9 protein-coding genes are annotated in these 12,497 nt (G+C 58.3%); 3 read left to right on the forward strand and 6 right to left on the reverse strand.

Annotated features, from left to right (window positions below):
- Window positions 1–2 precede the first annotated feature (2 nt).
- Genes bcsA through bcsR form a run of 3 tightly spaced genes read right to left on the reverse strand, consistent with a single transcriptional unit; the run spans window position 3 to window position 3,528 of the window.
- Window positions 3–2,603 (reverse strand): UDP-forming cellulose synthase catalytic subunit, encoded by a 2,601-nt coding sequence (bcsA, locus tag K6R05_RS18110; protein WP_222924769.1) that lies wholly within the window; start codon window positions 2,601–2,603, stop codon window positions 3–5.
- Complete coding sequence (gene bcsQ / locus K6R05_RS18115; RefSeq protein ID WP_161734212.1) at window positions 2,600–3,331, reverse strand: cellulose biosynthesis protein BcsQ; 732 nt, start codon at window positions 3,329–3,331, stop codon at window positions 2,600–2,602. Before bcsQ ends, bcsA begins: the two co-directional genes overlap by 4 nt.
- Entirely contained in the window at window positions 3,331–3,528 is a 198-nt protein-coding gene (gene bcsR / locus K6R05_RS18120) for a cellulose biosynthesis protein BcsR (protein ID WP_161734210.1), read from the reverse strand. Before bcsR ends, bcsQ begins: the two co-directional genes overlap by 1 nt.
- Before the next feature lie 199 nt (window positions 3,529–3,727).
- Between bcsR and bcsE the strand changes: the two genes are divergently transcribed.
- From bcsE to bcsG, 3 genes are read left to right on the forward strand one after another with little or no spacing between them, the layout of a single operon-like run.
- The gene (gene bcsE, locus K6R05_RS18125) at window positions 3,728–5,266 is read left to right on the forward strand and encodes a cellulose biosynthesis protein BcsE (RefSeq protein WP_161734208.1); all 1,539 of its coding nucleotides are present in this window, start codon (window positions 3,728–3,730) and stop codon (window positions 5,264–5,266) included.
- Window positions 5,263–5,460 (forward strand): cellulose biosynthesis protein BcsF, encoded by a 198-nt coding sequence (gene bcsF / locus K6R05_RS18130; protein ID WP_098051885.1) that lies wholly within the window; start codon window positions 5,263–5,265, stop codon window positions 5,458–5,460. Before bcsE ends, bcsF begins: the two co-directional genes overlap by 4 nt.
- Window positions 5,450–7,114 (forward strand): cellulose biosynthesis protein BcsG, encoded by a 1,665-nt coding sequence (bcsG, locus tag K6R05_RS18135; protein ID WP_222924770.1) that lies wholly within the window; start codon window positions 5,450–5,452, stop codon window positions 7,112–7,114. The genes bcsF and bcsG overlap by 11 nt, the downstream gene beginning before the upstream one ends.
- Window positions 7,115–7,220: 106 nt before the next feature.
- Here the strand turns inward: bcsG and K6R05_RS18140 are convergent, their stop codons facing one another.
- From K6R05_RS18140 to K6R05_RS18150, 3 genes are read right to left on the reverse strand one after another with little or no spacing between them, the layout of a single operon-like run.
- A complete protein-coding gene (locus K6R05_RS18140) occupies window positions 7,221–8,228 on the reverse strand; it encodes a family 8 glycosyl hydrolase (RefSeq protein WP_161734204.1) in 1,008 nt (335 codons plus the stop codon).
- 8 nt (window positions 8,229–8,236) lie between these two features.
- Entirely contained in the window at window positions 8,237–8,680 is a 444-nt protein-coding gene (gene bcsD / locus K6R05_RS18145) for a cellulose biosynthesis protein BcsD (RefSeq protein WP_161734202.1), read from the reverse strand.
- Window positions 8,680–12,495, reverse strand: a complete 3,816-nt coding sequence (locus tag K6R05_RS18150; RefSeq protein ID WP_222924771.1) for a cellulose biosynthesis protein BcsC — start codon at window positions 12,493–12,495, stop codon at window positions 8,680–8,682. Before K6R05_RS18150 ends, bcsD begins: the two co-directional genes overlap by 1 nt.
- Window positions 12,496–12,497 lie beyond the last annotated feature (2 nt).

Here is a 12,497-nt window from a genome sequence, read left to right on the forward strand (position 1 = left end):
ACTCAATGCAGATTTTTTGAAGCGGGCACGCGTCCGATGCCTTGCGGCAACAGCGAAGCCAGCCAGCTTACCCCAGCGGTAAGCAGGTTAAACAACCGACGTAACTGCGGCGGGCCATATTCCGCCAGGCGCAGATAACCTTTAAAGCCGAGGATCATGATGTCGGCCAGACTCTGCACCGGCTTATCCTCCGGAAAACCGTCCTGCCACAGTGCCCATGTATCGGCACGGGCGAAGGTACACTGGATAAAATCAATATGTTGCTGGGTGGTCAGCTGATGCAGACGGACACCTGCCCGACGGCCAAAGACACGCTGGACCTGGCACGGAAAACTGAACTCCTGCTGTCCACGACGCAGCAGCAGCCAGACTTTTTCATTTTCCCGCAGCGCATCCGGTTCGCGCATTTCCAGCCCTACACCGCCATCAGAGTAATCACGCAGCGTACAGGGCAGCATGTGACCATCCTCGCGTGCGATGGCAGCGGGCATGGCAATCTCTACCCGATGCGCCTCGCGGATCTGTCGTGCTTCAACCGACACCGCTACCGCGCCACCGAGAATAATCATGTTGTAGATCACCCAAATCAGGCTTACGCATACCGTCAGTATCTCGTTTGCCGGACCATGCTGTATGCGCCAGAACGCCATCAGCACACCCGCCAGATTGAGCAGCACCAGCAGCATATAGGGCTTGGTGATCACCCAGTCCAGGTGCTGCTCCTCGACCAGTCCGCCTTTGGCGGTAACGTTAAACTTGCCTTTGTGGGGATTGAACAGCGCTACGGTGGTCGGGCGGGCGATATACCAGGCCAGCACCGTCTCGTAGACTTCGCTCCAGAAAGAGTGACGCCAGCGCCCCTGGATACGCGAGTTGGTGAGGCTGGTATGCAGCATGTGAGGTAAAACATAAATCGCGATCGCCAGCGCAGGCGCGTAGATGATGTAGGCATGGCAGAGTAAAAATGCCAGCGGTGCCAGCAGGAAGACCAGCCTTGGAATGCCGGACAGAAAGTGCAGCATGGCGTTGGCATAACAGAGCCGCTGCACCCACTTCAGCCCTTTACCAAACAGCGGATTATCCAGGCGGAAAATCTGCACCATGCCGCGTGCCCAGCGGATACGCTGTCCGATATGCGCTGACAGGCTTTCGGTTGCCAGTCCGGCCGCCTGAGGAATGCGGATGTAGGCTGAGGTGTAGCCAAGCCGATGCAGACGCAGCGAGGTATGAGCATCTTCAGTCACGGTTTCTACGGCAATACCGCCAATCTCTTCCAGCGCGGTACGACGCAGAATGGCGCAGGAGCCGCAGAAGAAGGTGGCGTCCCAGGTATCATTACCGTCCTGCACCAGCCCGTAAAACAGCGATCCCTCATTCGGCGTACGGCGAAACCGCCCGAGATTGCGCTCAAACGGATCGGGCGAAAAGAAGTGATGCGGCGTCTGCAGCATCGCCAGCCGGGGGTCCTTGATAAACCAGCCCATGGCCATCTGTAAAAATGAGCGAGTTGGCACATGGTCGCAGTCAAAGATCGAGACGAAGTCGCTGCGGCAGTACTTTTTCAGCGCGTGGTTGATATTGCCCGCCTTGGCATGTTCGTTAGAGGGGCGCACCACATAGTTAATGCCAATGCTGGTGGCAAATTCGCGGAATTCCGGTCGGTTGCCGTCGTCGAGCAGATAGATAGTCAGGCGATCTTTCGGCCAGTCAATGCCCAGCGCAGCATAGAGCGTCGGTCTGACAACGCTGAGTGGTTCGTTATAGGTCGGCACCAGCAGGTCCACCGATGGCCACTGCGAACGGTCCGCCGGCATAGAAACTGGCTGACGGTTAAGCGGCCAGAGTGTCTGGAAATAGCCCAGCACCAGCACCACCCAGGCGTAGGTCTCTGCTGCAATCAGCAGCAGACCAAAGATCAGGCTCAGTGGATCGTCCCAGTTCAGCGTCGAGGTATAGCGCCACCAGAGGTAGCGGCACGATACGGTCAGCGACAGTACGATCAGCATCATCGTGGGGAAACGCCCCGGTATGCGCCGTACCAGCATCGCCAGGCCCCAGAGCAGTACGACAAAAATAAACTGGGTCATGAGACCAAAGGGCTGGCTGATACAGAGCAACGCCAGCAGTGAGGCAAAGAGAGCAATAACAATGAAAAGGCTGCGTCGCATCAGCGGCGACAGGCGCTTCAGCCGCTGTTCAAGACGCGTATCAATGCCCTGGGTTTGCGAGCGGGCGACAAGATTATCCAGCCAGCGATAACCGTGGTGCCGCCAGTCAGTCAGCACGCTCAGGCGATTAACGCCGCCGCGCCCGCGCGCACCCGGTAGCCGGATCACAATCAGCCAGAGTGTCTGAATCAGATAACGCAAAATATCCAGCGGACGCGGACGCTCTGGTGAGATGTGCGGATAAAGTCGGCGACGCTGCTGAATAACACGCTGCCAGGCCGGGCTTTCGAAACGGAGCAGCATCACCCCCAGAACAGACCAGAACAGGTGGAGTGCACTGGCGAAGCGTGAAGCGCCGTTGCCACGCGCGGTGGTATAGCCGCTGTGCAGCGATTGCCAGGCGGGAGCAGTCAACAGCCAGCGCAACGGGTTCACGACCTCACCCCATTCAGATTGAGCAGCAGCCAGTTTGCCAGCGTGATGATCTCTTCGCTGACTAACGCATGTGGCCGATATTCACCGACCGGCTGCTTCATCATCAGCGATTCAGCCAGCGCCTCATCGCGGTGGATTAGCAGCGGTATCAGCTCTGTCAGCGAAGCCATCCAGAGCTGATGGAGGTCCTGCTGCAGACGACTGTTAGCATTAAACTGATTGATAATAAACCGGGTATGCACTGGAAAATGACGCTGGCTCAGGCGTAAATGACAATTCGCGTCTGGCTGAGTGACGCACAGTACACCGTCCAGTTCCGGATAGAGCGTTTCGTGCCACGGCAGGGGATCGGCGGGCAAATCGAAAATAATCCACTGATAGCGCACCTGCAGGTCCGGCAATGCCTGGAGCAGCGGCGCGGCCACCGCCTCATTCTGGTGGGCAATAGTCAACGCATGCTGATGAGAAAGCACACCATGAGGAAGCAAATCAGGTCCATTGGGATAGCGAAGCGCGGCATGCTGCCACGCCTCATCATCGCACAGCGCCTGCATCCAGCCACTCTCCTGCTGAGCGGGCAGATTAAAATGCACGCCGAGCTGACTGACCGGCGAGCCGTCGATCAGTAAGACCCGCTCGCCGAGGGTCGCGAGCGCCCAGCCGAGTCCTGCACAAAGAGAGGTTGTGCCAACGCCGCCCCGCACGCCCTGAAGCGCTATCAGCGGCATCAGTCAGGTTGCTCAGGCTGGCTGGGGAGCGTTTCCGCTAACAGCGGCCAGCGTGACACGATCTCTTTCAGGCGCTCTTCACGTGCAATATCGACATAGCGAAAAGAGTGCAAAGAAAAGGCGTCACGCAAAGCGCTAATATCATCCTGACGCTCGCCAGCAGTGGCGACAGGGTTATAAAGATTCTGGTTTTTCATTACTGTTCGCCAAAAATAAAACAATGTCAGATTCAGAATGACCGGCCGCGCGTAAAAAGGGCATTAAAAAATTTCCAGAAACGCGGCATTTGCACAACATTGTGAGCCAGCCTGCCATCAGAAATCTTTAAATTTCTCAGGTTACATCCTGGCCTGTCTATAATAAGCTAGCCTGGACTGGAAAAATAACGAATTCAATATGAAAAATTCTTTTTCGCTAGGGCTGTTGCATGTTCAGCCTGAATTAACGGCATTGCAAACCCCTGGCTGTTATTGGGTCACTTGTGCACGGCAGGATGACGCCCGCACTTTTATTCGACAGGTGATTTCACATCAGCAGGCCGTCACGCTCATCAGCGCTGATCAGCCGCCGCGTGATTTACTGACGCCTGACCCGGTCGGCGGCCCTGACCGTATCCCGCTGTTTTCTCTTCCCAAAAGCAAACGGAGTCTGTTGCAGCTGGAAAGTGATTTTCTGCGCACGCTCGGCAGTAAAAACGGCCTGGTGATATTTAACAGCAGTGCAGCGCAATGGGATAAGCTCGATGACGCCGAATTAACGCGGTGGATAAAGGGTATGCGCCACACGCTGCATAAAAGAAAACTCACGCTTTTAATCGTGACTTCCGGTTCCACTATAATAAACCTGAGTAATAATCTTCAGCGTTATTTTCGTCAGCTGGATGGCGTGGCGCATTTGGGCTTTCAGCAGGATAGCTGGCAGTATCGAATTAACTGGTGGTATGCCGCAGAACGCCTGCTGGCCGATCGTGCAATACGCCTGGGCTGTGAAGCGGATCGTTTCTTTACTTTAAATGAAAATCAGGAACCGCTGAGCCTTAATGACGAGCAGCATTATCTTGCAGACAAAATAGTGCTTGAGGGTGCACCGCCACTTTCACGCCAGTGGCAACTCTTTGATGATAATGAGCAGGTCTGGTTACGGGCTCAACAGGCCAATGCCGCAACGGTTATTTTCAGCCTGACCCGAAGCGACCTTATCAACGAACTGGCGAAGTTTGTACACAGCCTGCGACGCGGACGCGGCAACGGCCTGAAAATTGTGGTGCGTGAGATGGGTGCCAGCCTGCGTTACAGCGACGAACGTCTGCTGCTGGCCTGCGGGGTAAACGTTATTGTGCCGACCAACGCGCCAATGTCGCGGTTTCTGACCACACTTGAAGGTCTTCAGGGACAGGTGTTTAACCGCCGTGTTCCCGCCAGTCTTGAAGCGTTAACCGCGTCGTTGCAGCCTCTGCATGAAAAAGGCTACCTGCGGCTTGACGCCTTCTGCCAGTCAGTCAGCCAGTTGATCAGTAATACTTTACTGCCGGAAAATGATAAGGGCCTGCTGGTGGCGTTGCGGCCGGTGCCACAGCTTAAACCGCAGCAGATTCTGACACTTTGTAAGCCGCGCCGCTTTGGCGACCTGGTCACGGTACTGGAAGATCGCGTCATTCTGTTTCTCTCCTCCTGCCGCTATAACGATCTTGATAAAGCATTGAAATATATATTTTCATTGCCTCATGACGAGCTGTTTGCAAACCGAATGGTCTGGTTCGAGGATAATCAGATCCTTGCGGAAGTCAGCAATATTAAGAAACTGACGCCCATGGCGATTCAGGATCTGACGCCGGTATCAGAGACAACACGTGTCGCCGTCGAGCGCCGGCACGAAGCGCAGGAACGCTCAGCTCCCCTGCCCATCACTTTACTGCCGGAGAATGAATCCCGATGAACCTGATGGATTGGGTACAGATTGCGCTGCTGGTCGTTGTTATTTTGCTGATTTTAAAGCCGGTCTGGCACCAGTGGCTGCCGCGTCGCTGGAATGGCCTGCTGAATCGGCTGTTGCCTGCTCGCGCGCTGAAGTCTGAAGGTCACTGGCAGCGTCAATCTCCAAAAACGGATGCAAAAATTAATGAAAAATGATCAACCCGCTGCGGCCCACTCTTCCCGTTTGTGGTCCTGCTGGCGCGGACTGGGCGGCTGGAACTTCTACTTTTTAGTCAAATTCGCCCTGCTGTGGTACGGCTACCTCAATTTTCACGCCCTGAGTAATCTGGTGTTTCTTGCCTGGCTGCTTTTCCCGCTGCCGTCGGTTCGCCTGCATCGCCTGCGCCATTGGGTCTCGATCCCTGTTGGCCTCGCGCTGTTCTGGCATGACACCTGGCTACCGGGACTCAGCAGCATTCTCAGCCAGGGCGATCAGCTGGCGGGCTTCTCGGGTGCTTACCTGCTCGATCTGGCTGACCGTTTTATCAACTGGCAAATGGTGGGTGCCCTGTTTGTTCTGCTGGTGCTCTATCTGTTTATTTCACAGTGGGTTCGCATCACCGTGCTGGTTTCGCTGATGCTGATCTGGCTCAACGTGCTGACCATTGCGGGTCCGGCGATGTCGCTGCTGCCGACCCGCGCGACGACCCCGCCGGTGGTGCTGAATCAGACACCGGCTGCTGCCAGCCAGGCCGCTGCCGTGCCGGATGGGCTTGATCAGTCAGCCGCGCCCACCAGCGTCAGCCTGACCGCCTGGCTCAGCCGTTTTTACGAGAATGAACGCAAGCGCTACACCCATTTCCCTGACAGCCTGCCAGCCGATTCGCAGCCGTTCGACATCCTGGTGATCAACATCTGTTCACTCGCCTGGTCCGACATGGATGCCGCCCAGCTGCGTAATCATCCGCTGTGGCAGCACGTCGACATCATGCTGACCAACTATAACTCCGCCACCAGCTACAGCGGACCGGCGGGGATTCGTCTGCTGCGTGCCAGTTGCGGTCAGATTTCGCACAGCGAACTCTACAAACCCACCGATTCACGCTGTTATCTGTTCGATAATCTGGCGAAGCTGGGCTTTAAAGAGCAACTGATGATGGATCACACTGGTGTGTTCGGTAACTATCTCAAGGAACTGCGCGAGGGCGGCGATATTCAGGCACCGCTGATGTCACAGGCGGGCATTGCCCCGGAGCTGACCTCATTCGACGGCTCGCCGGTGCTTAACGATGCTCAGCTGATGCAGCGCTGGCTGGACGAACGCAGCAAGAGCAGCGATGCCCGCAGCGCCACCTTCTACAACCTGATCCCGCTGCACGACGGCACCCGTGAGCTGGGCAGCACCCAGACCGCCCCATGGAAGCCGCGCGCTCAACTGCTGTTTGATCAAATCGACGCCTTCCTTACCCAGCTGGAGAAGTCGGGCCGTCGGGTGATGGTGCTGGTCGTACCGGAGCATGGTGCCGCACTGCAGGGTGATAAGATGCAGATGTCAGGCCTGCGGGATATTCCCAGCCCTGCCATTACGCATGTGCCGGTGGGGATTAAGTTTGTCGGCATGAAAGCCCCGCATCAGGGTCAGCCTCTCAATATTGATGCACCGACCAGCCTGCTGGCGATCTCAGAAATTGTGTCGCGGGTGGTGGATGGGCAGGTATTTAATGCGCCGAATGTGAATATGTCGGTATTGACCGACAAGCTGCCGCAGACGCCAGTGGTGTCAGAAAACGACGGGGCGGTGGTGATGATGTATCAGGGCAAGCCCTGGATCAGGCTCAACGGCGGCGACTGGGTGCCCTATCCGCAGTAACGCCTTACCGCCGGATAGCAGAAGTATGTGTCAGGCGCGGCTCAGCGCCTGACACACCGGGTTATCAGCCGCATAATGGCGGCCAGCGCCGACGTTATGCGATTGATCAGCGCTTCTCCTGAAACGCCTGCCAGGTCAACAGTTGCAGGCTGGCAGAGAAGTAGTTTTGATCGGCAGCCAGCGTATCGCTCAGATAGCCGGTCTCATTCAGCGTCAGGTCACGTACCGCCAGAAGACCGCCCTCAAGATGATAAGGGGCTGGTGCATTCGCCAGCACATCGAACCAGGCGGGGGTCAGCATGCGGCTGTAACCCTGCCAGACGCGCTGAAACGGCACCAGCGCCAGACTGTGCGGATCGTACCACCAGATGTTCAGCGGCACGCGAATCGCATCGTAGCTGAAGCGGTTTGAATAGCCGACAGCCGGCGCAACCGACCCATCCGCATTCAGCGCGACCCAGTCCAGTGGCAGGCCGGTTTTGCCAAAGCTCAGCTTACCCAGCAGATCAAAACCATCATTAATCAGCTTATCCCAGACCTGCAGATGACTGCGCTCGCCAAACTCCCGCCACGCCTGAAACAGGAAGTACGAGGGATTCAGTACCACGTAGCTGGTTTTATTGAAACCCTGTGCACCCGGCAGCAGGACGGTATGGCCGCCAAAGCTGGTAACATCCAGCTTGATGATGGCGCGCTGAATGCGGTCAGACGCCTGCTGATAGCTCTCCTCCTGCCATTTCTGTGCGGCGCGCTGTAGCGCCCATGCCAGCAGCACATCGCCATCCGAGGCGTTATTTTTGTCAGCCACCGGATTATCACTGCCCGGCACATAGCGCCAGTAGAAGAGATCGGTCTGCGGATTACGCAGCTGAGTGCGCGTCCACTGCCACAGCCGATCGAAGGTGGCGCGATCGTTGTTGGCCACCGCCAGCAACATGCCATACCCCTGACCTTCGGTGTGACTGACATTGTTATTAGCGGTGTCCGTGATCCGCCCTTCGGCGGTCAGAAAACGGCTTTTAAAGGTATCCCAGCCGCTGGCACTTGCCTGCGCGCTGCAGGCCAGCAGTAAAACAGAGCAGATCCAGCCCATCCAGAATGGCTTACGTTTCATTTCTGATCCTATTGATATCGATAGTGCAGCGTGCTGCCATCGTTGAGTTCAAGCGTCACCGGCACCATTCTGCTGCCGCCCTGGCCCTGCAACCAGCCTGAAAAAAGTCCGGCGATGACCGCACCAAACGCCGCCTGCCAGTCAGCCGGAGAAGGGAGACTGTCGCCTGCCGGTAAGGCGTGATACACAATCAGCAGCGCCTTCTCTTCCGGCTGAAGCTGCACAAAGCCCCAGTTAAACCGCGCCAGTTGCAGGTTGGCCTCGCGCTCCAGATCCTGCACGGTGCGCGACTCTGGCAAAGGATAGCGGGTCGCCAGCGATTCACCCATCCTGTAGAGAAAGGCTTCCGCCTCCTGCTGACCGGCGTTGGCGATCATCCCGTCAATCAGTACGCTGACCAGGTCAAACCAGCCCGGCTGATAAGGATGCGATACCCCCGAATGTTCACTCATTACTTCTCTCCGAACAGGTAACGGACATAGAGCCGGGCGCTGCTTTCGTTGTAGTCACCAAAGGTGTCATAACCCAGCTGGCCGCCAATCGTCACATCTTTATTGAGTTTGTAGTCCGCTCCGGCGTGCAGGTTATAGCCGATGCCGTTTTTACTGCCGCCAGAGTAGTAAGCGTCTTTCACGCTGCCGCTGGCAGCAAGAGATTCCAGCGCCGACTGCAGGCTGGCATCCGACGGGAAGTACGCGCTCTTATCCTGACTGTAGGTCTGATAACCGGCTGCACCGCCGATATTGACTTTTAAATCGTCAAATTTGCGGGTGAACTCTATCGGGAACGAGACCGACGCGTAGTTCTGCGGGCTGAAGTAACCACCCTGCCCATAGCTGAAGTAACTGAGATTTTTTGAGAAGTCCATCCACGCCAGATTCATGCCCACTTTCAGCTCGCGATCGTCACTGTGGAACGGACGGACATAGGCCCCGGCAGTCGCCTGCAGGCTGTTGTTGCTGGCGACATTCTCGCCAAGGTAGCTGTAAGCGCCGCCACCAGCGTAGAAGCCCGCATCGCCATTGTCATAGCTTAACAGGGCGTTCGCGCCGTTCTTCGTGACCCGTCCCCAGCGTTTGCCGCTGGTTTTATCTTCTGCGCCGACATAAGAGAGCAGGCTGTCGGTAATCGCGCGACGCTCACCGGTCAGGATCAGCGTCAGGAAGTCGGTCAGTTTCGGTGACCACTGCACGCCACCGACCAGCGTACTGAGATCCTGGCCCAGCGGCGTACTGCCGATATCCACTTTGTAGCTGTCGCCTTTCAGCGCCAGATTCAGCTCGACGCCAGAAGCGGTCTGCGAATCGGTAGTCGCGTTGGGCAGGTCATTGACCGTCGCGCCGCCTGCGGCCACGACGCGGCCCTGGCTCAGCGCATTGGTGCCGAAACGACGCCAGGCATCAGCTGCGCCACTGCCCGCCGTCAGTGAGACCGGCGTGGCGGTAAAGTCGAGACGCGCCTGTTCAAACGGCACGGTAGAGAAGGTCAGCGGCGCTTTGGCTTCCGTCAGCTTGCTCAGGCCCGACTCGCCATCGCGCCCGCGTACCTGCACCATCCCCTGACTCCAGGTGCCGGTTTTCTCCTGCAGCGAATCCATCATGGTGTCGATGTCATGCAGAATCCGTGACTGCTGAGAAACCGTTTTACTGCCCGCTGCCGGTTCATCCTGCGTGGTCACCCCCGCAGTAGCCGCCACTGGTGCCGCCTGCCACGGCAGCACGGTACCGTAGCTGGATGGTGAACGTCCCACCGGCGAGGTGGTGCGGTTGATAAACGGATTGTCCGCCAGCGCCAGGCCGCCCACGGTCGGCACACTGCCAGACTGCACGCCCTGCAGGCCAATCAGTTGCCCGCGTGCCGAACGCAGATACGCCATCGCCTGTGAATGCTCGCCATTGGCTTCAGCGACCCGCGCCAGCAGCAGCAGGCGATCCGGAGTCTGCGTGGTGCTGTTAAGGCCGCGGCTCAGTTCACTGGCGCGCTGCACATTGTTCTGCGCCAGCGCGACGTTGATGGCCCCGACACGCGCATCCTGGGTCGGCGTATCCTGGGTCATCAGGTAGTCATACACGACTCCCGCATCCCGGTTCATCTTACCGTCCTGATAGAGACGGGCCATCGCGAACATCAGATCGCGGTTCTGCGGATCCTGCTGCAGCGCACCTATCAGCTTGTCATAGGCCACTGCGTACTGCCGCTGCTGCCGCAGGCGATCCACTTCGTTAATCAGATAGCCGTTACGAATACCGGCCAGCTGCGCCGGGGTACTGCGCGCCTGCAGCTCCGGGTTGCTGAGGAAGCGCTGCGCCTCACTGCCGAGGCCTGCCTGATTCAGCACCGCCATCTGCGCGGCATAATCGCCCGCATTGCCCTGTACGCCACGCTGCAGGTTCGTCCGCACCACTGATACCGCGCTGGTGAGATCGCCCGCTTTTGCCAGCTTCTGCGCCAGGTTTCCGGCATCCACCGGATTAGCGGGCGGCGTGACCGTGAGCGCTTTCAGGGTATTGGTGGCGGCGGCCATCGCGCCCTGCGCCAGATATTGATCGGCGGTGCTCATCTGCAGATTGAAATTCACCCGCTGCGCCAGCTCACGCATCGCCGCCGTCTGTGCGTTTGCGGGAATGCGCGACAGCAACGCGCTGGCCTGCTGCCAGCCACCGCTTTCGCTGGCGTTAAGTGCACCGGCATAGAGCTCGCTGGTGCTGGCCCCGTTGCGCATCACCGGCTGCATCACGTTGGCCGCCAGCAGCGTATCGCCCTGCTGACGATAGAGTCGGGCTAAATCGAGCCGCAGCCAGCCATCGGAGGGATAGCGCTGAATGCCCTGCTGCAGTGTCGCGATAGCAGCGGCGTTGTTACCGGCCGCCTGCTGCCGCTTCGCCTGCTGACGCAGCGCATCGGCTTCATTGGCGCGTGGCGTGACGCTCTGACGTACGTTGTCCGGCAGTGCCCCCAGCAGCGTACTGGCTTCGGCACTGCGATTCTGCTGACGCAGAACGTAGAACAGCCCTTCTTTGGCGCTGCGGTTGTCCGCATCACTTTGCAGAATGGTGCGGTAGATCTGCTCAGCCTGCTCAGGCTGATTGGTGCGGCGTAGCACGTCGGCGCGGAACAGCCTGGCGGCCAGCCCTTTTTCGCCGTCAGCCTGGGCCAGCGGTTCGCTTAAGGTCAGCGCCTGCGCCGTGTCGCCGCTTTTCAGCGCCTGCTGCGCGCTGGCCAGCTGCGCATAAAAGCGGGCATCGTCGGCCTGCTGCTGGCGCAAGGAACCCTGATCGCCGCCCTGCTGAGCAGACCGCTGCAGATAATCTGCCGCTTCCTGATAATGTCCGGCTCGCTGGGCCACATAGCCCATCCCCGCTAACGCATCGGCATCCTGCGGATTCGCACCCAGCACTTTTTCAAAGCTGGACTGCGCACCGCCGACATCACCGCTGTTCAGCGCGCTGAATCCGGCCCCTTTTTCTGCGCCACCGACATTTTTACGATAGTAGTCGATGACGGCGGAGTCCTGCGGATGACGCTGCTGCCAGGTCTGATAGAGTGCCGCGTCTGACGGCTGCGGACCGAGCCACAGCAGCGCCTGTCGCAGTGAACGATCGGCATCCTGATTACCACTTGCCAGCGAACTCAGCACCTCAATGCCTTCGCGACGGGTCGGTTCCTGCCAGGTCAGCGCTTTACCCAGCGCCAGCCGTGCGCCGGTATCCTGCGGATGCTGAGCCGCAAACTGCCGCAGCGCCTCAACGGCCTGCGGCAGCAGCGTACGGTCACCCGCCATCGTAAGATAATATTCCGCCGCTACGCTCGGTGGCGGCTCATTACCACTGAAGGTGTTGCGCCAGGTCTGTAATGCCGCCGCAATGTTGCCGCTGCGCGCCTGCTGACGTGCCAGCGAAAGCTGCGCCTGCGGAATGGTCTGCATCTGGCGCGCATTATCCAGCTCGCTCAGGTGCGGATCGCTGGGAGAGACCTGGCTGAGACGGGCGCGATACTGCGCTGCGGCAGCCGTGTCGCCACCCTGCTGTGAATAGAGGGCCAGCAGATAGAGCGCCTGGGTGTTGCCGGGTTCAACCATCAGCACCTTTTGCAGTGAGGCTTTCGCCAGGTCGTCATGTGCTTTCTGATGCCAGTAGGAGGCCTGATCGAACAGAGCCTGCAACGCCGGATTGGCGCTTTCTGCCGCCAGCAGCGGCGGTGACAGGGCCAGCGCGCTGCCCAGCAGCAACGCTTTACGAATACCGGCACTTAACGGATTTTTTTTCATTA

It is taken from the genome of Pantoea alfalfae (genome assembly GCF_019880205.1).
GTDB lineage: Bacteria > Pseudomonadota > Gammaproteobacteria > Enterobacterales > Enterobacteriaceae > Pantoea > Pantoea alfalfae.